This window comes from Streptomyces sp. NPDC058741 (genome assembly GCF_042746715.1).
Taxonomy (GTDB): domain Bacteria; phylum Actinomycetota; class Actinomycetes; order Streptomycetales; family Streptomycetaceae; genus Streptomyces.
Genome location: NZ_JBHYQH010000016.1, coordinates 46,114 through 68,438, shown reverse-complemented (window position 1 = coordinate 68,438; position 22,325 = coordinate 46,114). Strand labels below are relative to the sequence as shown.

17 protein-coding genes and 2 pseudogenes are annotated in these 22,325 nt (G+C 73.2%); 8 read left to right on the top strand and 11 right to left on the bottom strand.

What is annotated here, in order from left to right; translation table 11 throughout:
• Positions 1 to 11: 11 nt before the first annotated feature.
• Positions 12 to 1,520, bottom strand: a complete 1,509-nt coding sequence (locus tag ACFW6P_RS15695) for a CehA/McbA family metallohydrolase (RefSeq protein ID WP_386423912.1) — start codon at positions 1,518 to 1,520, stop codon at positions 12 to 14.
• A 207-nt stretch (positions 1,521 to 1,727) separates the two neighbouring features.
• On the opposite strand from ACFW6P_RS15695, the gene ACFW6P_RS15690 reads away from it, so the two are divergent.
• Together ACFW6P_RS15690 and ACFW6P_RS15685 are read left to right on the top strand one after the other, a co-directional pair.
• A complete protein-coding gene (locus tag ACFW6P_RS15690; protein WP_386346988.1) occupies positions 1,728 to 2,573 on the top strand; it encodes an LLM class F420-dependent oxidoreductase in 846 nt (281 codons plus the stop codon).
• A gap of 390 nt (positions 2,574 to 2,963) precedes the next feature.
• Positions 2,964 to 5,549, top strand: a complete 2,586-nt coding sequence (locus ACFW6P_RS15685; RefSeq protein WP_386423910.1) for a bifunctional FO biosynthesis protein CofGH — start codon at positions 2,964 to 2,966, stop codon at positions 5,547 to 5,549.
• A gap of 4 nt (positions 5,550 to 5,553) precedes the next feature.
• Here ACFW6P_RS15685 and ACFW6P_RS15680 read toward each other — a convergent pair whose 3' ends face one another.
• Positions 5,554 to 7,470, bottom strand: coding sequence for a GtrA family protein (locus tag ACFW6P_RS15680; RefSeq protein WP_386423908.1), 1,917 nt, complete (start codon positions 7,468 to 7,470; stop codon positions 5,554 to 5,556).
• A gap of 111 nt (positions 7,471 to 7,581) precedes the next feature.
• Here ACFW6P_RS15680 and ACFW6P_RS15675 point away from each other — a divergent pair, with 111 nt between their 5' ends.
• Positions 7,582 to 8,580, top strand: coding sequence for a glycosyltransferase family 2 protein (locus ACFW6P_RS15675; protein WP_386423906.1), 999 nt, complete (start codon positions 7,582 to 7,584; stop codon positions 8,578 to 8,580).
• Between the two features lie 89 nt (positions 8,581 to 8,669).
• Entirely contained in the window at positions 8,670 to 9,227 is a 558-nt protein-coding gene (locus tag ACFW6P_RS15670; RefSeq protein ID WP_386423904.1) for a hypothetical protein, read from the top strand.
• Here ACFW6P_RS15670 and ACFW6P_RS15665 read toward each other — a convergent pair.
• Genes ACFW6P_RS15665 through ACFW6P_RS15655 form a run of 3 tightly spaced genes read right to left on the bottom strand, consistent with a single transcriptional unit; the run spans position 9,220 to position 10,253 of the window.
• Entirely contained in the window at positions 9,220 to 9,732 is a 513-nt protein-coding gene (locus ACFW6P_RS15665; RefSeq protein ID WP_386423902.1) for a DUF2165 domain-containing protein, read from the bottom strand. The genes ACFW6P_RS15670 and ACFW6P_RS15665 overlap by 8 nt on opposite strands.
• 21 nt (positions 9,733 to 9,753) lie before the next feature.
• Positions 9,754 to 9,945 (bottom strand): DUF397 domain-containing protein, encoded by a 192-nt coding sequence (locus tag ACFW6P_RS15660; protein ID WP_386346974.1) that lies wholly within the window; start codon positions 9,943 to 9,945, stop codon positions 9,754 to 9,756.
• On the bottom strand, positions 9,942 to 10,253 hold the full coding sequence (locus ACFW6P_RS15655; protein WP_386423900.1) for a Scr1 family TA system antitoxin-like transcriptional regulator: 312 nt from the start codon (positions 10,251 to 10,253) through the stop codon (positions 9,942 to 9,944). Before ACFW6P_RS15655 ends, ACFW6P_RS15660 begins: the two co-directional genes overlap by 4 nt.
• A gap of 229 nt (positions 10,254 to 10,482) precedes the next feature.
• Here ACFW6P_RS15655 and ACFW6P_RS15650 point away from each other — a divergent pair, with 229 nt between their 5' ends.
• Entirely contained in the window at positions 10,483 to 11,598 is a 1,116-nt protein-coding gene (locus ACFW6P_RS15650; protein ID WP_386423961.1) for an ADP-ribosylglycohydrolase family protein, read from the top strand.
• Here the strand turns inward: ACFW6P_RS15650 and ACFW6P_RS15645 are convergent.
• The 5 genes and pseudogenes from ACFW6P_RS15645 to ACFW6P_RS15625 all read right to left on the bottom strand — a co-directional run bounded on the left by ACFW6P_RS15645 (position 11,583) and on the right by ACFW6P_RS15625 (position 18,558).
• Entirely contained in the window at positions 11,583 to 11,969 is a 387-nt protein-coding gene (locus ACFW6P_RS15645; RefSeq protein ID WP_386346970.1) for a hypothetical protein, read from the bottom strand. The two genes, ACFW6P_RS15650 and ACFW6P_RS15645, sit on opposite strands and share 16 nt — an antisense overlap.
• A gap of 39 nt (positions 11,970 to 12,008) precedes the next feature.
• Positions 12,009 to 12,872 carry a TNT domain-containing protein gene (locus tag ACFW6P_RS15640; protein WP_386346968.1) on the bottom strand — a complete coding sequence of 288 codons (864 nt, stop codon included), beginning with the start codon at positions 12,870 to 12,872 and terminating at the stop codon, positions 12,009 to 12,011.
• Between the two features lie 222 nt (positions 12,873 to 13,094).
• Positions 13,095 to 13,459, bottom strand: a pseudogene (locus tag ACFW6P_RS15635) (Na+:solute symporter); the annotation flags it as partial.
• A 213-nt stretch (positions 13,460 to 13,672) separates the two neighbouring features.
• On the bottom strand, positions 13,673 to 15,616 hold the full coding sequence (locus tag ACFW6P_RS15630; protein ID WP_386423898.1) for an MFS transporter: 1,944 nt from the start codon (positions 15,614 to 15,616) through the stop codon (positions 13,673 to 13,675).
• A 206-nt stretch (positions 15,617 to 15,822) separates the two neighbouring features.
• On the bottom strand, positions 15,823 to 18,558 hold the full coding sequence (locus tag ACFW6P_RS15625; RefSeq protein WP_386423896.1) for a D-alanyl-D-alanine carboxypeptidase: 2,736 nt from the start codon (positions 18,556 to 18,558) through the stop codon (positions 15,823 to 15,825).
• 239 nt (positions 18,559 to 18,797) lie between these two features.
• On the opposite strand from ACFW6P_RS15625, the gene ACFW6P_RS15620 reads away from it, so the two are divergent.
• From ACFW6P_RS15620 to ACFW6P_RS15610, 3 genes are all read left to right on the top strand, one after another.
• The gene (locus tag ACFW6P_RS15620) at positions 18,798 to 19,553 is read left to right on the top strand and encodes a GPP34 family phosphoprotein (RefSeq protein ID WP_386346962.1); all 756 of its coding nucleotides are present in this window, start codon (positions 18,798 to 18,800) and stop codon (positions 19,551 to 19,553) included.
• Between the two features lie 336 nt (positions 19,554 to 19,889).
• Positions 19,890 to 20,747, top strand: a complete 858-nt coding sequence (locus ACFW6P_RS15615; protein ID WP_059424099.1) for a helix-turn-helix transcriptional regulator — start codon at positions 19,890 to 19,892, stop codon at positions 20,745 to 20,747.
• A gap of 197 nt (positions 20,748 to 20,944) precedes the next feature.
• The gene (locus ACFW6P_RS15610; RefSeq protein WP_386346959.1) at positions 20,945 to 21,136 is read left to right on the top strand and encodes a DUF397 domain-containing protein; all 192 of its coding nucleotides are present in this window, start codon (positions 20,945 to 20,947) and stop codon (positions 21,134 to 21,136) included.
• A gap of 101 nt (positions 21,137 to 21,237) precedes the next feature.
• Here ACFW6P_RS15610 and ACFW6P_RS15605 read toward each other — a convergent pair.
• Positions 21,238 to 22,180: pseudogene (locus tag ACFW6P_RS15605) on the bottom strand (MerR family transcriptional regulator).
• Between the last annotated feature and the right edge of the window lie 145 nt (positions 22,181 to 22,325).

The following is a 22,325-nucleotide window of genomic DNA, read 5'->3' as shown; positions in this document are numbered from 1 at the left end:
ACCCTGGTCCGCTACCCCCGCCCCAGGAACACCGGATTGGTGAACGCCGCCATCGCCCCCGGCAGCGGCCCCGCCGCCGCCTCGTGCCGCAGCTCCGCCCGCACGTACGCCGCGTACGACGGTGTCGTCCGCCACTCCACGGTCCCCGCGCCCGACACCGGCAGCGGGGGGCTGGTGTGCAGGACGCCCTGGTCGGTGACGAAGCGGACCGTGCAGCGGGGGGCGCCCGTGACCTCCAGGCGGACGGTGACCGGGGTGCCGTGGTCCACCTCCAGCCGCTCGCCGATGCCCGCGTGCCCGCCCCGCCCGCCGGACGCCCGGAAGGACAGGGAGACCCGGGAGGACTCGGCGATGTACGAGCGGCCCGCGCGGATGCCCTCCTGGACGGCCCTGCGGGTCAGGTCGTCGGCCAGGACGACCGTCTGGGGGCTGCCCACCGCGTCGGGGGAGCGGTGCGCGTCGCTGCCGCCCATCGCGGGGAGCCAGTCGCGCCCGTCCCGCACGGACGCCACGAGCATGCCGTCCCAGTCGGCCAGGGCGACCTCGTCGTCGGGCGTGTACGGGCCGTTCCACACCTCCACCGCGTCGGCCTCGCCGAAACCGAACTTCCAGGTGCAGCCGACGCAGGTGGCGTGCGGGTGCGCCGGTACGACCAGGCCCCCGGCGCGCCGGATCTGGCGGGCGAACCGGCCGAAGCGGTTGTCCCGGGCCCGGTAGCGCCAGTCGACGAAGGTGCCCGGGTCGGTGCCGAGCGCCACGACGTGACCGTTGCGGGTGGTGACCTCCTCGCCCAGCAGGACGAGCAGGTCGTCCCCGGCCACGTCCGCCCAGTGGGCGTGCGCCGCGTGCGTGTTGTGCTCCGAGGAGTTGAGGAAGTCCAGCCCGGCCGCCCGGGCCAGCTCCCCGATCTCGGCGGGGGTGCGGCGGCCGTCGGAGAACCAGGAGTGCAGGTGGCAGTCGCCCCGGTACCAGGCCCGGCCCCGTCCCTTCGCCCGCTCCGGCGGGTACACGGGCCGGGCGGCCTCGCCCGGCTCCCCGTAGGTCAGCGTGACGGTGATCTCGTAGGCGAGACCCTGCGGGGCGACCGTGTACGGGCCGAGCGCGATGTGCCAGGTGCCCGGGCGCACCGGGCCGGGGAGGTACCCGGGCGTCGCGCCGTCGGCGCGCAGGAAGAACTCCGAGCGGGCCCCGCCCGACCAGCCGCGGAAGCCCCGGCCGCCGAGCTCGGTGCCGCGTTCGTCGAAGACGCCGATGTCCAGGGCGTTGCCCGTCGTGCCGGCCGGGACCGACGGCCGGTCGTAGGTGCAGGCGACCTTGAGCTCCCGGACGCCGGCCGGGACCTCCACGGGCACGTAGACGAAGTCGGGCGAGCCGGGCGGCAGGGTGCCGCGCAGCGTTCTGCTCTCCCGGCCCCCGTCGGCCGCCGAAGCGAAGCTCACGCCTCCCAACGTAAGCGCGGCGGCCGCTCCCGTCACGATCAGGGCCCGCCGGCCGGGTCCGCCGTGGTCGTCCTCGCACATGCTGCCGTTCCCGAGGGTGGCGTCCGCTGACCGGGCATGGGTGGTGCGGTGGTGCGCGCAACCCTGGTACTGAGCCGTGAACCCCCGTGCACGGGAGGGGGTTCGACGGGTTTCGCCGGAGCGGCGGCTGTGCGGCGCCGGCCGCCCGCTGTCGAATGCCGACCGGTCGGTATGGACAGTCGTCCCGCCCTCGGGTAGAGATGGGTCATGCGTATCGCCGTAACGATCTTCCTCACCGACGAGACGATCACCCCGACCCGGCTCGCCCGGGAGCTGGAGGAGCGCGGATTCGCCGGGCTGTACCTGCCCGAGCACACGCACATCCCCGTCGAGCGGACCACCCCCTACCCCGCGGGCGGGGAGCTGCCGCGGGAGTACGGCCGCACCCTCGACCCGTTCGTGGCGCTCGGCCAGGCCGCCGCCGTCACCGAGCGGCTCGGGCTGGGCACGGGCATCACGCTCGTCGCCCAGCACGACCCCATCGACCTGGCCAAGCGGATCGCGACGCTGGACCACCTCTCCGGCGGCCGGTTCACGCTCGGCCTCGGCTTCGGCTGGAACGTCGAGGAGGCCGCCGACCACGGCGTCCACTGGAGCACCCGGCGCGCCCTGGTCCGGGACCGGATGGCGCTGATGCGGGCCCTCTGGTCGCCCGAACCGGTCGCCTACGAAGGCGAGTTCGGCGGCGTCCGGGCCAGCCACGCGTATCCCAAGCCCGTGCAGCGACCGCGCGGCCCGGTCGTCGGCCCGCGCACACTGGTCGGCGGGGCGGCCGGGCCCCGGCTGTTCGCCCACATCGGCGAGTACGCCGACGGCTGGCTGCCCATCGGCGGCCGGGGCCTCGGCGAGGCCCTGCCCGTCCTGCGCACCGCCTGGGCGGAGGCGGGCCGCGACCCCAAGGCCCTCCAGGTCGTCCCGTACGCCGTCCACCCCACCCCGGGCAAGCTCGCCCGCTTCGCCGACCTCGGCATCGAGGAGGTCGTGGCGCAGCTGCCGCCGGCGGGGGAGGCGGAGGTGCTGAAGGCGCTGGACGGGCTCGCCGAGCACCTCTGACAACCGCTCCGCGCGGCAAGCCGATCGCCGCCCCCTACCAAACTGCGGGTCGGCAGTGAGCCGGCCGCGCACCGGTGCGCGGCCGACCACCGCGTCCCTCCCGGTGTGCCGCCCGGTTCGCCACCGCCACGGGGGAGAGCGCGTTGAGGTTCGTCTGGTTGTCCTGGTTCGCGCGTCATGTCGACGAGTACGGCTACAGCCAGGGGTTCTGGCGTGCGTCGATCGGCACCCTGGCCGTGCTCGTGACCGCCCTGCCGGCCTGGTTCGCCCTGCACCGCGGCAGACCGGACGCCGTGGCCGCCGCCGGCCTCGTGTCCGCCCCGCATCGGGTGGCCGGCCTTCCACCGACGGGACCGCCCCCGCTGATCACCCCACTCGTATGCTCGAAGGATGACGACTCCCGCGACCTCCGGAACCGGCCCCACCGAGAACTCCATGCGTCGCGCCCTGAAACGGGCCAGGGACGGCGTCTCGCTCGACACGGCCGAGGCGGCGGTGCTGCTCCAGGCCCGGGGGGAGCATCTGGAGGACCTGTCCGCCTCGGCGGCCCGGGTGCGGGACGCGGGCCTGGAGGCGGCCGGCCGGCCGGGCGTCATCACGTACTCCAAGAGCGTCTTCATCCCGCTGACGCGGCTGTGCCGGGACACGTGCCACTACTGCACGTTCGTCACCGTCCCCGGCAAGCTGCGCCGTGACGGCCACGGGATGTTCCTGTCCCCGGACGAGGTGCTGGACATCGCCCGCAAGGGCGCCGCCCTCGGCTGCAAGGAAGCCCTCATCACCCTCGGCGACAAGCCCGAGGACCGCTGGCCGGAGGCCCGCGAATGGCTCGACGCGCACGGCTACGACGACACCCTCGCCTACGTCCGCGCGATCTCCGTCCGCGTCCTGGAGGAGACGGGCCTGCTGCCGCACCTGAACCCGGGCGTCATGGGCTGGGCCGACTTCCAGCGCCTGAAGCCGGTCGCGCCCAGCATGGGCATGATGCTGGAGACCACCGCGACCCGCCTCTGGTCGGAACCGGGCAACCCCCACCACGGCTCGCCCGACAAGGAGCCCGCCGTCCGGCTGCGGGTCCTGGAGGACGCCGGACGTTCCTCCGTGCCCTTCACCTCCGGGATCCTCATAGGGATCGGCGAGACCTACCAGGAGCGCGCCGAGTCGCTGTTCGCGCTGCGCAAGGTCTCCCGGGCCTACCACGGGATCCAGGAGCTGATCATCCAGAACTTCCGGGCCAAGCCGGACACCGCGATGCGCGGCATGCCCGACGCGGAACTGGACGAACTGGTCGCCACGGTCGCCGTCGCACGGCTCCTCATGGGCCCCTCGGGCTGCGTCCAGGCCCCGCCCAACCTCGTCGACGACGCGTACGAGCGGCTGATCCGCGCGGGCATCGACGACTGGGGCGGCGTCTCCCCGCTCACCATCGACCACGTCAACCCCGAGCGCCCCTGGCCGCAGATCGAGCAGCTCGCCGAGACGTCCCGCGCGGCCGGGTTCGAGCTGCGCGAACGCCTGTGCGTCTACCCGGAGTTCGTGCGGCGCGGCGAGCCCTGGCTGGACCCCCGGCTGCGCCCGCACGTGGCCGCGCTGGCCGACCCGGAGACCGGCCTGGCCCGCCCGGACGTCCTGCCGCGGGGCCTGCCCTGGCAGGAGCCGGAGGAGGCCTTCACCGCTTCCGGCCGCACCGACCTGCACACCGCGATCGACACCCAGGGCCGCACCTCGGACCGCAGGGACGACTTCGACGAGGTCTACGGCGACTGGGACGCCCTGCGCGAGGCCGCCGCCCCCGGCATGGCACCGGAGCGCATCGACACCGACGTACGGCAGGCCCTGCGCACGGCCGCCGGCGACCCCACCAAGCTCACCGACGACGAGGCGCTCGCCCTGCTGCACGCGGACGGCCCGGCGCTGGACGCCCTCGCCCGGGTCGCCGACGACGTCCGCAGGTCGGCCGTGGGCGACGACGTCACCTACATCGTCACCCGCAACATCAACTTCACCAACGTCTGCTACACCGGCTGCCGCTTCTGCGCCTTCGCCCAGCGCCGCACCGACGCCGACGCCTACAGCCTCTCCCTGGACCAGGTCGCCGACCGGGCGCAGCAGGCCTGGGACGTCGGCGCGGTGGAGGTGTGCATGCAGGGCGGCATCCACCCGGACCTGCCCGGCACGGCGTACTTCGACATCACGCGGGCGGTGAGGGAACGCGTCCCCGGCATGCACGTGCACGCCTTCTCGCCGATGGAGGTCGTCAACGGCGCGACCCGCACCGGCCTGTCGGTCCGCGAGTGGCTGACCGCCGCCAAGGAGGCGGGCCTGGACACCATCCCGGGCACGGCCGCCGAGATCCTCGACGACGAGGTCCGCTGGATCCTCACCAAGGGCAAGCTGCCCGCCGCCGACTGGATCGACGTCGTGACGACGGCCCACGAGCTGGGCATCCGTTCGTCCTCGACGATGATGTACGGCCATGTCGACCAGCCCCGGCACTGGCTCGGGCACCTGCGCACCCTGGCCGGCATCCAGCAGCGCACCGGCGGCTTCACCGAGTTCGTGACGCTGCCGTTCGTGCACACCAACGCGCCGGTGTACCTGGCCGGGATCGCCCGCCCCGGCCCGACCGTGCGGGACAACCGCGCGGTCACGGCCATGGCCCGGCTGCTGCTGCACCCGTACATCCCCAACATCCAGACCAGCTGGGTGAAGCTGGGCGCGGAAGGCGCGGCCGAGATGCTCCGCTCCGGTGCGAACGACCTCGGCGGGACCCTCATGGAGGAGACGATCTCCCGCATGGCGGGCTCGTCGTACGGCTCGTACAAGTCGGTCAAGGACCTGATCGCGGTGGCGGAGGCGGCCGGGCGTCCCGCCAGGCCCCGCACCACCCTCTACGGGGAGGTGCCCCAGGAGCGGCAGCGGGCGGCCCTGGCCTCGGACGGGCACCTGCCAAAGCTGCTGCCGGTGCTGGACTGACCCGCTACCGGCCCCCGGCGTCGGCCGGCTGATGCGCCGTCAGGGCCCGTTCGGCGGCGGCGCCGGGCCGCTCCGGCGGCGGGGGCGGCACGCCCCGCCCCGCCCACAGCAGGACCAGGCCCAGGGCGCAGGCGAGCGCGGGCCAGTAGACGTAGCGGAAGTCCGTCGCGGGCATGATCGGCAGGTAGCCGATGATGTAGGCCGCCGAGCTGACGCCCAGCGCCCGGACCGGCAGCGCGAAGGCGCCCCCGCCCGGCCGGATCGCGAGGACGAGCGCCACGGCCAGCCAGAACCAGCCGCGGAACAGCCACCGCAGGTCCGTCGCCATGCTGTTGACGTACGTGCCGAGCATGTCCTCAAGCCGGGGGTGGGCCACCTCGACGCCCAGGTCGTTGCGGGTGATGCCCGCCTTGTACGTGTAGTCGGTCTCGAACAGCAGGGTCCCGAACAGCCGCAGCCGGTACTGGAGATACCCCGGCACGTGCCCGCTCATCTCCCGCAGCCACAGGGACGTCAGCGCGCCCGCGTCCCCGCGCAGCCCGTCGGCGGGGCGCTCGTAGCAGGCCCAGTAGGCGTCCGAGAGGGCGCCGATCCGGGCGCACTCCCGGGCCGAGGCCACGAGCCGGTCCCGCAGCCCGGGCCGGACGTCCGCCGTGCGCAGCTCCTCCACGCTCAGCACGTGCACCAGGTCGTCGAGCAGGATCTGCGCGCCCTGCCTGGTCTGCAGCGGCTCGGCGAACCGGGAGACGGCGGCGGCCGGCACGACGAGCCCGGCCACCAGGACCGCCGTGCACACCGCCCACGTGCGGCGCCCGGGCCCGGGCCGCAGCGCGAGGACGAGCAGGACGAAGACCGGGATCGCCGCGATGAAGGCGTTCTTGCGCACGAGCATGGCGTAGGCGAGGAACAGCACACCCAGCCCCAGCAGCGCCCACCGCACGGCGGGCCGGACGGGCCGGTCCCGGAGGCGCAGCCCGGTGAGCGCGACCGCGCAGGCGGCGAGCAGCGCGAACGCCGCGTGCACGTCCTTCCACACCACCCCGGCGAACGTGAGCACGAAGGGGGCGAGACCGACCCCGAGCACGGCGAGCGAACCGCCCCGCCGCCCGGTCGGCTCCCACACGCACCACGCCAGCACCCACAGCGCGCCCCAGAGGACGAGCGACTGCACCACGAGCAGCGACCCGACCGAGCCGGTCACCGCGATCAGCGCCCGCCACACCAGGCTCAGCACGGGCGGGTGCCAGTCCGTCAGGGGCGCCTTGCCCTGGGCCTGCCGGAGCTGGTCGAGACTGTCGGGGCTCAGGAAGCCGGGGGAGAAGACCAGGACCGTGCCCAGGCAGCAGAACGCGGCGACGGCGGCCAGGACCCAGAGCCAGCGCTGCTCACGCCGCCACATCCACACGGTTCGTCCCATATGCCGGATGCTAGCGGTTCGTCGGGCGCCGGCCGGGGCGGCTGCGAAGACGTAGCGCCGGTAGGTGTGGAAGCGGAACAGCGTCGCCAGCACCCAGCCGACGATGCGCGCGGTGTTGTCGCTGAGCGCCGAGTCGAGCCCCAGCAGCTGCCGTGAGGCGAAGACCGTCCCCGCGGTGATGACGAGCCCGACCCCGTTCGCCACCAGGAACAGCGCGAGTTCGCGGGCCATGTCCGCGCGGTGCTGGCGGCGGTAGGTCCAGTAGCGGTTCCCGACCCAGCCGAACAGCGCGGCGGCGGCCGTCGCGAGGACGGACGCCTGCACGGGAGCCGCCCGCATCACCCCGTCGCCGCTCTCGCCCGGCAGGCCGAAGACGAGCAGGTTGTAGCCGCCGTTGTCGACGACGAAGGCCAGCGCCCCGATGGCGCCGAACTTGGCGGCCTCACGCCAGACGCCCCGCACGGCGTCGCGTACGGAACGGGTGGGAGAGGCAGGAAACGGCACAAAGCGAGAGTAACCACCCGGCGCGCCCCCGCCTCAGGGGCTCGCGCGTATCGCATCATGTCCGACTATCCAACACCCGTATCGGCTCAGTCGAGGATCGAGGAGTGGGGCGTGGCAGTGGAACCGACGATCGCCTGTGTCGTGCCGTGTCACAACGAGGAGGCAACCGTCGGCACGGTGGTCCGCGACCTGCGCGCCGCCCTGCCCGAGGCGGTCGTCTACGTCTACGACAACGCCTCCACCGACCGCACGGTGGAGATCGCCCGGCAGGCGGGCGCGATCGTCCGGCGGGAGCACCGCAAGGGCAAGGGGAACGTCGTCCGCCGCGCCTTCGCGGACGTCGACGCGGACGCGCTGCTCATCGTCGACGGCGACGACACCTACGACGTCTCCCGCGCCCGCGACCTCGTCGACCTGCTCTTCGAGGGACCGTACGACCAGGTCGTCGGTGCCCGCCGGGTGACGGACGACGGGGCCTACCGCACCGGGCACGCGGTGGGCAACAAGCTGCTCACCGGCGCGGTGCGCTCGCTCTTCGGCAACGACGTCACCGACATGCTCAGCGGCTACCGGGTCTTCTCACGGCGCTTCGTGAAGTCCTTCCCGGCGCTGGCCCGCGAGTTCGAGACCGAGACGGAGATGACGATCCACGCGCTGCACCTGCGGCTGCCCACGGCGGAGGTCGTCACGGACTACCGCGTCCGCCCCGCCGGCGGCGAGAGCAAGCTGCGCACCTACCGGGACGGCTGGCGCATCCTGCGGGTCATCCTGGACCTGGCGCGCCGCGAGCGCCCCTCGCTCGTCCACACCGTGATCGCCGGCGTCCTGGCCCTGGTCTCGCTGGTCCTCGGCGTCCCCGTCATCGCGGAGTTCGTCGAGACCGGCACCGTGCCGCGCGTCCCCACGGCGATCCTCGCCGCCGCGATCATGACGATCGCCGCGCTGGTGCTGCTCGTGGGCTACATCCTGGAGTCCCTCACGCACATGCGGCAGGAGCAGACCCGGCTGGTGCACCTGGCCTACCCGGCTCCCGTCCGCTCACCCCACTACGCCGTCCACGGCGCGGGCACGGGCCCGGTGCCGGTCCGCAAGACGGCCGACGGGCCCTGAACCGTCCGGCGGGGGAGCCCCGGGCGCGCAGTACGATGATCGGAACCCCGGTGCTGTGCGGGGTCCCGTGACTGAGGAGATGCGTGCCGGTGCCTGCCCGACTTCCTTCGTGGGCCTGGGTGAGCGGACTGACCGTGGGAGCGATAGCCGCGGTGACGGCCCTGGCCGTGCAGGCGGACCGGGGCCCGCACCCCACCGCCTCGGCCGAGCCGACCAGCCCGGCGCCGGCGAGCGTACGGCCCACGCCCACGCCCTCCGCGCCCCCGAGGGTGCCGGACGGCTCCGGCACCGGCCGGCGCGTCGTCTACGCGCTCGGTGAGAAGCGCGTGTGGCTGGTCGACGCGAGCGAGGCGACCCGCCGCACGTTCACCGTCTGGCCGGGCACGGTCAGCCCCGACCCCGGCACCTACACGATCTCCTCCCGGAACGAGTCCACGACCGGCTCCGACGGCGTGCGGATCGAGCACATCATGTACTTCGCCGCACGGGACGGCGTCTCCGTCGCCTTCTCCAACGCGGTCGACGGTTCGTCCCCGCCGCCCGCCGCCTCCGGCGGGAAGACCGGCGGGGTCCGGATGAAGAAGGCGGACGGCACGGCACTGTGGGCGTTCGGCACGGTCGGCACGACCGTGGCGGTGGTCAGGTAGCCGACGTCTCCGTCCGCGGGGCCGCCAGGTGGTTGACGATCAGCACGACACCGCTGACCACGAACACCCGGGTCGCGGCGTCCAGCCCGTTCCAGTTCTTCGACTGCCACATCGAGAACCACTCACCGCCGATCGCGATGAACCCGGCCCCGAACAGCAGCATCACCATCAGCAGCCCGTACGTCGACATCCGCCGGGCGCGCACGGCGTCGTGCCGGGCCCACAGCCAGCTCCCGTGTATGAGCAGGAGCGCGGCGGCCGTCTCCCAGACGATGATCGCGACGTAGGCGGCGTCCTGGAGTGCCTGACTGGTGATCGCCCGCCACATCAGGTCCTCGTCCTTGAACGTGGTGTCCATCGCCAGCACGTGCCGGACGAACTGCTGGTTGGTCCCGAAGTCGGTGATGTTCCCGAAGGCGACCAGCGCCATGTAGAGGGCGACGGTCGCGGTGAGGAGCGTGGCGGCGAGGGACAGGGCGCCGCGCCGGGGGGTGGAGGTGGTCATGTCGATCATTCTGCCGACCGATCAGCTCCCCGTGGCGAACTCCAGGAACTCGGACCAGGGTCCCCCGGCGAAGGTCAGACGAGCACCGTCCTTGTGCTTGGAGTCCCGGATGTGGACGGCGAGTTGAGGGGAGGGGGATAGGGCGGCTTCGAGGCAGGCAGGACCGTCGTTGCTGCTGTAGCTGCTTTTGAACCAATCAAGCTCTGTGGTCACGTCTCTTCTCCCAGAACTTTCTCGATGAAGGCCAACGAGTCATGGGGCGAGAGGGCCTGCGCCCGGATCATGCCATAGCGCAGGTCGACGACCTGCACGTGCTTCGGGTCGCTGATCACCCGGTCGTACAGCTGGCTTTCCGTGTGGCCGAGTGCCTTGCCGCCCTGAAGCTTCAGCAGCCGGAAGGAGCCCATCACAGCCGCGTGGTCCTCCCTGTTGATCGGCATGACCTGGATCTCGACATGACGCAACTCAGCCACCTGGCGGAGGTGGAACGCCTCGCGGTCGAGCCGGCGGCACTCGGTCACGACTCCGTGAGGGTCGGCAGACCCTTCGACAGGGAAGCCGGGCTACGTGAGTTCGACCTTCTCGGCGGGCGTGGATCCATCGGTCTTCTCGCGCTGCCACGCCATGAGTGTGTCCATGTCTGCGACGTGACCTGGTACGGCTGACCGCAGATCCGCCCTCTGAGCCTGCCCCTCCCGTTCGATTACAGTGCTGGACGTCGTACGTATGGACGGCCCCTGGGAGGTCAAGGTGGGTGCGACTGCCGGTGCCGGCTGGGGGCGTGCGGAGCAGCAGGACTTCCGCAGCCGGGTACGCGGGACCCTGCTCGGCGTCGCCGTGGGGGACGCGCTCGGGGCGCCCGTGGACGGGGTGGGCGTCGACGGCATCCGGCAGGCCCACGGAGCCGAGGGCCTGCTGGACCTCGCCCCCGCCTACGGCAGACGCGGGGCCGTGACCCATCTGACCCAGCTGACGCTGTTCTCCGTGGACGGGCTGATCAGGGCCCAGGTCCGGCGGGACACCGGCGCCTGGCATCCACCGACCGACCTGCACCGGGCGTACCTGCGCTGGGCCGCCACCCAGCGGGACTGGGGGCCGGACGAGCGCCGCGCGGAGGACGGGTGGCTCGCGCGGGAGGAGTGGCTGTACGCGCGGCGGGACCCCGGCCGGGCGCTGCTCCTGGGGCTCGGTGACGAGACCATGGGGACGCCGGACGCCCCGAAGAACCCCGGCGAGCTCGGCCCGGAGGCCGCCGCGCGCTCCGCCCCCTTCGGACTGCTCGTCGGGTGGGAGCCGCAGCTGGTCGCGCAGCTCGCGGTGGAGTGCGCGGCGCAGACCCACGGCCATCCCACCGCGTATCTCGCGGCCGCCGCCTACGCCGTGATCGTGCACGCGCTGGCGCTCGGCGAGAGTCTCGACGGGGCCGTGCAGCGGGCCTTCGCGCTGCTCGCCGCCCGGCCCGGGCACCAGCCCGTGTCGGAGGCGCTGCAGCGGGCGCTCGGCGCCGTGCGGCAGGGCCTGCCCGGGCCCGAGCGGGTGAGCGAGCTGTGCGGGAACGGCACGGCGGAGGGCGTCGTCGGCGCCGCCGTGTACTGCGCCCTGGTCGCCGCCGACGTCCGGCACGGGCTGTGCCTCGCCGTCAACCACGACGGCTCGTCCGCCGCCACCGGCGCCCTGACCGGCGGCCTGCTGGGCGCCCTGCACGGTGAGACGGCCCTCCCCCCGGCCTGGCTGGCCGAGCTGGAGGGCCGTCCCACGATGCTGGAGCTGGCCGACGACTTCGCCATGGAGATGACCCAGGGCCCCGCGCTGCACGGGCCCGGGGGGTCGTCGCCGGGGTGGCTCACCCGCTACCCGCGAGCCTGATCGGGAGGCTGCTCACCGGTGCGGCGACCGGCCTCGGCGAGGGCCCGCTCGAGTTCCTCCCGGGCCCGGCGCTGGATGCCGTCGCTGTCGTGCAGGAGCAGTTCCCTCTCCTCGGGGGTGAGCGGGACGGGGGCCGGCCCCCGGTCGGTCAGACGGTCGAGGAGCCACCGGCATGCCCGGTCCTCGTCCGCGAACCGCTCGAACACCTCCCGGCTGCCGCGCTCGTGGACCCCGACGCACCACAGGCCGTCGCGCTCCTCCAGGAAGTACCGGTCGTCCGCGGACGGGCCGCCGGGGCAGCCGGGCACCTCGTAGTACGCCTCCGGCACCCCGGCCGCCCGAAGCGCCCGGCACAGCTCGAACCGGTCCATGGACTCAGTCTCCCACCTGCGGCGACGCGTGCCGGGACGTCACCGCGACAGCGCCTTCACGCCCTTCGGGACGACCTTCCCCTGCTGCTCCTGCTTCACGGGGGCCTGCACGCGCACCAGCGTCCCGTTGTTCACCAGGTCCGCGACGGAGGTGCGGGGGATGGTCGGGCAGAAGCTGCTCGACGTCACGTACTGGGGCGCCCCACCCGGCTGCTCGAACGCCGGGGCGGCGGGTCCCGCGCACACGGTGACGTCCTTGGCCAGCCTGTACAGGTGGTAGTTGTACGGGTAGCGCGGGTCGCTGGTGTTGAGGCCGGACGGCGGGATCGACCGCTGCCCGTACTTGGTGCCCGCCGCCGCGAGGAACCGCCCCGCCTCGTTGCCGAAGCGGTCGAGCATCACGTTCTGGCCCGCCCGGAGCAGCAGCGGCGTCGCGATCACGCCGCCCTGGGCGTCGTGCGCGAAGCCGTCGTCCGGCGGGTACTTCCAGTCGCCCTGGCCCGAGTCGAGGGCGGGGTCCCACCACTTGTCGAGGAACTGCGCGGCGGTGAGGCCGCCGAGCCGGTCGTAGCCCCGGAGGATGTCGCCCAGCAGGCCGTGGGAGGGCAGGTGCCGGGGGCCGAGCCGCCAGTCACCGCAGAAGTAGTACGAGCGGTAGGCCGGGGGGATGGGGTACGGCACCAGGCCCTCGCAGACACGCGGCCTGCCGTGGTCGTCCCCCGGTGCGGCGGGCGGCTCCGCGGACGCGACCGCGGGCGTGCCGGTCCGGACGTGCTCGGGGGCGCCCTCCCGGCCGCCGTCCCCGGTCTCGCCGGCCGCGGACGCGACGGACGCGCCCATGACGAGAGAACCGGCCAGGCCGAAGGCGGCCGCCATGCCGGCACGACGTCTCGACGATCTCACTGAACCTCCTCTGTGAAGGCACCCCGGACACAGGCCGCCCCGGGGCCGCGATGCGGCCTCGGGCCAGTCGGGATGGCGAGATCACTACAGCGAAGGAGACCGGCGAGTTCGAGCGGACGTGCCGCGCTGCGTCCGAATGAGTGCGGGCGTCCGGCCACCGGCGCGACACGGCCGCCCGTCCCGCACGGGACGCGGGGCGCGGCCGAGTCGTACGGGGCGGGCTCAGTCCGGCGCCCGCGTGCCCACCGCGCCGGGCGCCGGTGCCGGCGCCGGAACGGGGCGGCGGCCGCCGCCCCGTCACCGTCGGTGTTGATCCTCTCGATCGGCGCCGGCCGCTCCGGGGTCTCCTCGGGCTTGAGGCAGCCGATGAGGACGTGCGGGACCAGCGACACCGCCAGCGGGATCGACACCTGGTACGGGAGCGGCACACCGCCCTCGACGTACCAGCTGATCGGGTGGTTCACCAGCCAGAAGGCGAGCAGGCCCATCGACCGGCCGACCAGGGCCGCCGTCGGGCCGGAGCGGCGGAACGCCCGCAGCAGGCCCGGCATCATCGGGATCGCCATCGGGCCCGTCGGACCGGCCACCCGGCGGTGTTGGCCGGCGGCAGTGGTGGTCAGCGGGCGCGGCGGTCAGCGGCAGCGGCAGGCCGCGAGGCGGCCTGCCGTCATCGGGATCGCCATCGGGCCCGTCGGACCGGCCACCCGGCGGTGTTGGCCGGCGGCAGTGGTGGTCAGCGGGCGCGGTGGTCAGCGGGCGCGGCGGTCAGCGGCAGCGGCAGGCCGCGAGGCGGCCTGCCGTCAGCGCAGTTCCTCCGGGCAGGGCGTGCCGCGCGGGAGCTGGTACGGGGCCGCCAGGCGGTAGGTGCCCGGCTTCGGCGCGAGCAGTTCCGTCCACTGGTCGCCCTGGAGGTCCTCCTCCGTCTCCCTCAGACAGCCGTTGACGTTGACGTACGTCTTCGGCTCTCCCTCGGGGCGGCTCTGGGAGGCCTTCGTCTCCTGCGGCGCCTGAAGGCTCTTGCCCTCCGCGTCGACGAGGCTCAGCCAGGGCGAGTAGGGGATGCGGACCAGGATCCGGCCCGCCTTCCTCACCTGCAGGATCACCTCGCCCTGCTCGGCCCGGTCCACGACGGCGTTCGGCTCGGCCAGCGGGGTCGGGTCGGAGACCTCGAACAGCTGCCAGTTGGCGTCGCCCCAGATCTGGTTCAGATAGGGCAGACCGCGCTGCACCAGCGCCCGTTCCCGCTCACCGCCGTCGCCGTCCGGCTCGTCCTTCGGCAGGACGACGTAGTGGACCGCCCAGCGCTTGAGCCACTCGCGGTAGTTCGCCGAGTTGAGGGTGTCGTCGTAGAAGAGCGGGTTGCGCTCCATGTCGGCCTGGCGGTTCCAGCCGCGGGCCAGGTTCACGTACGGGGCCAGGGCGGAGGCCTCACGGTGGGAGCGCGCGGGGACGACCTCCACCCGGCCCTTCTCCGCGCCGACCTGCTGCAGTTCGTTGACCAGCGGCGCGAGCTCGCGGGACCAGGACGCCGCCGGGGCGGTGTGGATGATGTCGTCGACCGTCTTGAAGCCGATCCACACCGTGAAGCCGACGAAGGCCACCACGACCGTGTACCAGCGGCGGCTGCGCGGCACGGTGAACGGCAGCGCGGCGATCAGCGCGACACCGGCGAACAGCATCGCCAGACGCGTGATGTTCGAGCCGATCTGCGAGCTGATCAGCCACACCAGCACCACGGCCAGCCCGTACACCGCCGCCGTGAGCCGCACCGTCTTCCAGTCCCGCGGCACCAGCAGGAACACCAGCACGGAGAACGCGAGCGGCAGCAGGACCGAACCGAACCCCATCGGCTGGGTGCCCGAGAACGGGAACAGCCACGCCGAGACCGCCACCACCGCGCTCGGCGCCAGCCCCAGCGCCCAGGCCCCGGGGCGCCGCTTCTGCAGGAACAGCGCGGCGGCCACCAGCCCCGTGAACAGGCCCGCCACCGGCGACGCCATCGTGGCCAGCGCGGCCAGCGGCGCCGCGCACAGGGCCTTCGCCCAGCGCTTGTACCGCCACCGGTACGGCCAGCAGAACACGACCGCGACCGCGCCGAGCCCGAACATCGTGCCCAGCCCGAACGTCACCCGCCCGGACACCGCGTTGCAGAACAACCCGAACACGCCCGCCAGCGAAGCCCAGAGCGGGTTGCGGACCGACCGGCTGCGCACGAGGAGCAGCGTCAGCAGCCCGGCCGAGACGGTCCCGGCGATCATCATCGTCGTCCGCACGCCGAGCACCGACATCAGGTACGGCGACACCACGCTGTACGACACCGGGTGTATCCCGCCGTACCAGGCGAGGTTGTACGCCGAGTCCGGGTGCCGGCCGACGAACTCGGCCCACGCGTCCTGCGCGGCCAGATCGCCGCCGCTGTTCGCGAACGTGAAGAACCAGACGACGTGGAGGACGCCGGCCAGCCCCGTGACGGACAGCACCGGGTGGCGCAGCATGCGCTCACGCAGGGTCAGCAGGACGGGGTGCAGGCCGGACGCGCCGTGACTCCCGGACGCTCCGTCACCCCCGGGTGCTCCGTCACCCCCGGGTGCGCCGGCGCCACCCCGCGGGGGTCCGGTGTCCTCCCGCGGGGTGTCGGCGCCCTCCCGCGGGGTGCCTGCCGGCTCTGCGGGCTCGCCTATTCGCGGGCCCGACACCGGGCCCGGATCGGCGTCGTCTGCGCGTGTCGGCTCCGCAGTGGCCACTCGAAGGCACTCCCCGTGTCCCGTCTTCCGTTCAGGGTCTCGTCTGGGTCCCCATCCCCGGCCGCGTCCCGTTCGCCCCGGGTTCACGGCCGGGCCGCCGCGGACGGCGACCTGTCCCGTTTCGGGACGCTAGCACGCACCCCGCCGGTGGGCGCCCTCACGGGCCGCCACCGGCGGGACGCTGCCGTGCGGTGCGCTGCCCCGGCTCAGCCGAGACGCGTGAGCTTGGCCCCGAGGCCCGGCTCCACCAGGTCCGCCTTGAGGGCGACCGGGACCTTCACGGCGTTGGTGCTGCCGTCGCCGACGGTGAGCGTGCCGACCTTCGCGCCCGCCTCCGCCCGGTGCGGCAGCTCCTCCGGCGCGAACGTCAGCTTCACGGACAGGCCGGACCACCCGACGGCCGTGACGTCCTCGGTGACCGCGACCGGCGTCCGGCCGCCGAGACCGTCGTCCACGTAGCCGACGACCTCGCCCTTCTTCAGGATCGTCGCCGACTCCAGCGCGTCCTGCGCGGCCCGGATCAGCTTGTCGCCCTCGTACAGCGCGGCGCCGAGGATGGTGTTGTCGGGGCCGCCCGCGGGCTGTCGCACGACCGCGCCGACGATCCGGCGGGTCTCGCCGTCCACGTCCTTCTTCGCGGCGAACACGAGGTTGCCGAGCGCGGAGGTCGTGGTGCCGGTCTTGATGCCGACGACGTTGTTGGAGCCGACCAGGCGGTTCCAGTTGTCGTGCCTCTTCTGCTTGTAGTCGACGTACGACATCATCGCCGCGACCTCGCGGAACGCCGGCTGCTCCATGGCGGCCTTGGCGAGCTTCACCTGGTCCACGGCCGTGGAGACGGTCGTGTTGTTCAGGCCCGAGGGGTCGGTGTACGTCGTGTTCTTCATGCCGAGGTCCTGGGCGGCGTCGTTCATCTTCCGCACGAACGCCTTCTCCGACCCCGCGTCCCAGCGGGCCAGCAGCCGGGCCACGTTGTTCGCGGACGCGATCAGGATGCTCTCCAGAGCCTCCCGCTCGGTGATCTTGTCGCCCTTGGTGACGTCGACGGTGGACTCCTGGCCGGCGTCCGACTGGTCCTCGGCGGCCTGGTCGATCAGGATCTCCGGACCCTTCTCGCCGCTCTTGAGCGGGTGCCCGCGCAGGATCACGTAGGCCGTCATGACCTTGGCGACACTGGCGATCGGCACGGGCTTCTGCTCGCCGGACGAGCCGAACGAGCCGATGCCCTGGACGTCCAGCGCGGCCTGGCCCTCGGTCGGCCAGGGGATGTCCACCTTGTCGCCCTCGAAGGTGTAGCTGTCCTTCGCGGTCAGCTCCAGCGTGGGCGCCGGCAGCGGGCGCACGGTCTGCACGACCGCGAGGACGATCAGCAGCAGCAGGACCGGCGGCGTCCAGATCTTCACCCGTCGCACGGCCGTCCGCAGCGGGGTGTCCGGCGGCGGCGGGGTGTTCGTCAGCTCGGCCAGCAGATCCAGCGGGGGCTTCGGGGGGAGCGGCTGCTGGGTGGTGCGTTCGGGACCGACGGTGGGCACGGGGGCGGTGGCGTCGGCGGGCGGAACCGCCTGCCCCGCCCGGTCCCCGGACGCGGGCTTCCGCGTGCCCGGCTCGTCCAGCGGCTTGAGCGCGACGAACTTGCTGGTCCGCTCGGCCTCCTTCTCGGCCCCGGCGGGGGCCTTGGCGGCGGCCTTGTCGGGGGCCTTGGCGGGGGCTTCGTGCTCTGGGGAGTCCTTGGCGCTCTTCGGGGCGTCCTCCGGGGCGTCCTTCTCGGCGTCCCTGGTGCCCTTCGGGGAGTCCTTCGGGGAGTCCTTGGTGCGGTCACCGAGCTTCAGCATGGTGGTGGGCTGGTCGACGGGCGGCCGCACGGTCTTGAAGACGGCGGTGGGCTGGTCGACGGGGGGTGAGGCGTGAGGACCGCCGTCCTTGCCGGTGTCCGGGGCGCCGGCGTCCTTGCCGTCGTCCGAGGCGCCGGTGTCCGGCTTGGCGGTGCCGGGCTTGGCATCGGCAGGCTTGGTGGCGGGCTGGGTGTCCGACGGCTTCGTGTCTGTGGGCTGGGTGTCCGACGGCTTCGCGTCTGCGGGCTTGCCGGTGTCGGTTTTGGCGGTGCTGCTCTGGTCGGCAGCGGCCTTGCCGGTGCCGGGCTTGGCGTCGGTGGGCTCGGCATCGGCCGGCTCGGTGGCGGACCTGGCGTCCGCGGACGTGCCCGAGCCCGTCTCGGCGGCGCCGCTCTTGCCGGGGCCGGCGGCCCCACCCGTCTTGGGTGCGTCACCCGACTCGGTCGACTCGGGCGAATCGGGCGTGGCTCGGGTGCCGGACCCGGCGTCGGCGCAGGCGGCGTCGGCCTTGTCGCCGTCCACGGGCCTGCCGCTCGCGTCCTGCCCGGTCTCGGAGGCGGCAGGGGCCTTCTCGTCCTCGTCCTCGGCGCGAGTGGCTTCGGACGCGTCAGCCTCCGGCCCCTCCGCCTCGACGCCGCCCTCAGCGGCCGCTTCGGCCGCCTCCGGGGCGTCCGTGCCGCCGACGGCCGCCCGGGCCTCCTGGGCGCGCGCGTCGGCCTCAGAGGCCTCACCCGCGCTTTCGGGAGCCGCCTCCGCTGCCTCGCGGCCGTCGAGGGAGCCCGTACCGGCCTCCGCGCCCCCGCCGGCCCGCTCGCCGGAACCGGAGGCGTCCGCGGGCTGCTCCGGCGCGTCACGGGCGGCCGCGTCCTCACCCTGCTCGGCGTCACCGGCCCGGCCGGTGTCCCGTCCCGCCTCGTCCGTCCGCACGGACAGCACGCGGGTCGCCGTGTCGACACCTCCGCGCGCCGAGGACTTCTTCGTCTCCCTGACCATCGCGAGCCGCGGGTCGGCGGACTCGCTCCTGGCCTCGGGAACCGGACCCGCGCTCCCCGACGTCGGTTCTGCCGACGACTCGCGCTGCTTCGACCTGTCGGGGGACTCGCCCGCCACCGATGCCTCCTCCTCGCGCCGCACTCCCCGCGTGCGCGTACCGAACCGTGAACCGCCGACGCCCTGACACCGCTTTCCGGCGCTGTCCGAACCATGTACCAGTGTCCTGTGTGCGGACTGGAACCATCCGGTAGACGAGAACGACATACCTACCGGTTCCACTACGAACCGGTCACGCACCCTCGACAGACCAATGTGAGAGGGGTCACCCTGTCATTCATCCACGCGGGGAGGCATGGATGGGCAGGAGCCGCAGAACACTTCCGGAGGAGCTTCTGCTGCTGGCACTGGACCCGGCCACGGGTACCACTGCGCAGCCGCAGTCGCTCGACCTCGGCCTGGCCGGAGCACAGCTGGTGGAGCTGGCGCTGGCCGGACGGATAGCCCCAGACGGGGATCGTATCGCCGTGGTGGTACCACGGCCGACTGGAGATCCGACACTGGACTGCGCGTTGGAGTTGCTGCGAAGGCGTGGCGCTCCCGTGCGTGCCGTCCACTGGATCGGCGGGCCGCGCTTGGGGCTCCGCCAGACCTACCTCTCGCACCTGGAGCGGTGCGGCATGGTGCATGCCGTGGCGGGCCAGATGTGCGGAGTGCTGCCGACGACGCGCTACCAGGCGACGGACACCGAGATCAGCAGGGAGATCCGGGCCCGGCTGGACTCCGCGATCCGCACCGGCGTACCGCCGGACCCGCGGACCGCGGCGCTCGCCGCCCTGGCTCACGCGGTCGGCCTCGGCAAGCACCTGTACCCGGGCAACGAGGGCCGCTCCTCTCGTTCCCGGCTCAGGGACCTGATCAGGCACGACCCCATGGGCGGACTCGTCGCGCACGCGGTGATGGACGTCCAGAGCGGCGTGGCGGCCCAGCCGCGCCGCAACCCTGCCCCGCCCGGCCGTCAGGCCGCCGGCGGAGCCAGGCCCGCGTCGGAACCCGCCCGCGGTGTTCCGATGCAGCCGCACCGCGGAAACATGGCGCGCGCAGCGGTCCACTGAGCCGCGCCGCGCCGCACCGCGCAAGCAGGACGAGCGCCGCGGTCCACCGGGCCGCGCCGCACCGGCGGCACCGACGACCGGCGCACCACCACCCTCCGGGGCCCGGCGCGCGACGCGTCACGGGCCCCCGCGAACCCGGTCACGGGAGCCGCTGTCCGAGCGGGGCGGGGAGAGTACGCACTCTCCCCGCCCCGCTCGGCGTGCCGTGGGCCGAACCGGCGCGTACCCGCCGCATATCCACCGTTTCCCAGCGGTAGGAAGCACCTTGGTGGCAATCTGCTCAGCAGCAGATACGCAAAGTAAAAGTCGACGCACGCAGCCGGAGGTGCACGCCCCGTGGCGTCCAATGTCAATCCCACCGTCAGGCGACGCCGGCTCGGACAGGAGCTCCGCAGGCTCCGCGAGCTCAAGGGCATGACGGCCGAAGAGGTCGCCGAGCGGCTGCTGGTGTCGCAGTCGAAGATCAGCCGGCTGGAGAACGGCCGGCGCAGCATCAGCCAGCGCGACGTCCGCGACCTGTGCGGGGTCTACGAGGTCGAGGACCAGCGCATCGTCGACTCGCTGATGCAGATGGCCAAGGACTCCCGGCAGCAGGGCTGGTGGCACGCCTTCGGGGACATCCCCTACTCCGTCTACATCGGCCTGGAGACGGACGCCGAGTCGCTGCGGGTCTACGAACCCCAGATCATCACCGGCCTGCTGCAGACGCGGGCGTACGCCGAGGCCATCATCCGGGGCGGTTCGCCGGAGGCGTCCGAGGCGGACAACGACAAGCGCGTCGAGGTCCGGCTGCGCAGACAGGGCCGGATCACCGCAGAGACGGACCCGCTGCGCCTGTGGGTGGTCCTCGACGAGGCCTCCCTGCACCGGGTGGTGGGCAGCCGTCAGGTGATGCGCGAGCAGCTGGAGCACCTCATCGAGATGTCGCAGCTGCCCCACATCACCGTGCAGGTCCTGCCGTTCGAGGTCGGGGCGCACGCCGGCATCAACGGGCAGTACTCCATCCTCGAGTTCGCCGACGCGGCCGACTCCAGCGTGGTGTACATCGAGGGCGTCACCAGCGACCTGTACCTGGAGAAGCCCCTCGACGTGCAGAAGTACACGGTGATGTACGAGCACCTGCGCGCCCAGTCGTTGAACGTGGACCAGTCGCGGCAGCTCATCGAGCGTCTGGCGAAGGACTACGCCCGCTGACCCGCAGCCGGAGGACGGCCTTTCACCGGGCGAAGCGCAGAATGCTACACCCCTGGCACGCTTGACTGGAAGTCTCCCTTGGGATATGCCATCCGGTCGAGTGAATGAATGCTCTGACCGATGCAGCGGGCGAGTAGCGTCGATCACGCCAACCACCAGCACGGGTTGGCGTAAACGCAACTGGCAACGGAGCGAACATGGCAATTCGTCTGGGCGCCACGGAAACGTGGACGACGTCCTCCTACACCAACAACAACGGCGCCTGCGTGATGGTCAGGTCCACCTTCGAAGTGGCCCTGGAGCTAGGGGACACCAAGATCCCCGAGGGTCCCAAGCTGGCCTTCCCCGCCGACGTGTGGAACGCCTTCGTGGCCTCCGTCAAGGCCTGATCCGCCGTCACCACCCGCACCGGCAGCACCGCAGAGCCCTCTCGACCAGTATCGCCGTCCTCGCCGAGGGGGCTCCGCCGGTGCCCGGGCGGACCCCCGGCTCAGCGCACCGGGAACGCCACGTCACACACCGGGTCCTCGGGCCCGGCCTCCGCCCAGTCCGCGAAGTACACCTCCCGGCAGGGGCCGGACACCGTCAGGCCCTCCGCCGCCGTCCACGTCTCCACGGCCTCGATCGCGGCCAGGATCTGCGGGTGCGCTCACCCACGCCGGCCACGGCGCCTTCGTCGAGGTCAGCCCGCACCCGGTCCTCACCGGCCCGGTACAGGAGACCGTCGAGTCCGCCTGCGCCTTGGTGATCCTGGTGTACGCGAGCCGCCCGGCCGGCTCCACCCGCACCACCGTCTCCCACGCCCGTCCTCGCCCCTCCGCCCAGGCCCGCGCCGCCGCCTCGTCGGCCACCGGCACGCACGCCTCCGCCGGGCCGTCGCTCTCCATCGACACCTCGGCGTGGTACGCCACGTACGGCACTCCGGCCACGCCCCCGCACTCCCGGGCCGCCTCCTCCAGCCTGCCCAGCGCCGCCCCGATCCAGGCCGGCAGCTCGTCCGCCAGCGTGTGCCGCTTCTCGGTGATCACCACCTGCGCCGGCACCTCCACCGTCTCGACCGCGAACGTTCCGTACATCTCGGAGCTCCTCCCCGACAGCCGTCCACGGAGGTGGGCGGCGAGCGCCCGTTGCCCCGCCACCCGCGCCTCGACGTCCGCCCAGTACGCGCCGAGCGGTTCGGCAGCCCCGGGCCCGTCGCCCGCCTCGACCACCTCGGCGATCCGGGCGAGGGGCGTGTCCGGCTGCCGCAGCAGCGCCACGAGCCGGGCCCGCTCGACCTGGCCGGTGCGGTGGCAGCGGTAGCCGGTGGCCTCGTCGACGTGCGCCGGGGCCGGCAGCCCCAGCCGGTCGTACGGCCGCAGGGCCTTGGCCGACAGCCGGGCGCGCGCGGCGAACGGCCCGATGGTGAGCAGCGAGGAGTTCCCGCTGCTCAGGGACCGTCCGCTGGTCGGCGGTGAACCGACGGCGTACGTCTGCCGTCAGGTCCGTCTCCGATACGTCCACCACGGCATCCTCCGTCGTCGGGCGGCTACGCCCGCCGACGAAGAGGTCGCAGGGGGCTGTACCGCGGGGCCTGGT

Coding starts and splice junctions, on each gene's coding strand:
- ACFW6P_RS15695 (WP_386423912.1), bottom strand. CDS start 1,520: ATGTGCGAGGACGACCACGGCGGACCCGGCCGGCGGGCCCTGATCGTG.
- ACFW6P_RS15690 (WP_386346988.1), top strand. CDS start 1,728: ATGCGTATCGCCGTAACGATCTTCCTCACCGACGAGACGATCACCCCG.
- ACFW6P_RS15685 (WP_386423910.1), top strand. CDS start 2,964: ATGACGACTCCCGCGACCTCCGGAACCGGCCCCACCGAGAACTCCATG.
- ACFW6P_RS15665 (WP_386423902.1), bottom strand. CDS start 9,732: ATGACCACCTCCACCCCCCGGCGCGGCGCCCTGTCCCTCGCCGCCACG.
- ACFW6P_RS15645 (WP_386346970.1), bottom strand. CDS start 11,969: ATGGACCGGTTCGAGCTGTGCCGGGCGCTTCGGGCGGCCGGGGTGCCG.
- ACFW6P_RS15620 (WP_386346962.1), top strand. CDS start 18,798: ATGGGCAGGAGCCGCAGAACACTTCCGGAGGAGCTTCTGCTGCTGGCA.
- ACFW6P_RS15610 (WP_386346959.1), top strand. CDS start 20,945: ATGGCAATTCGTCTGGGCGCCACGGAAACGTGGACGACGTCCTCCTAC.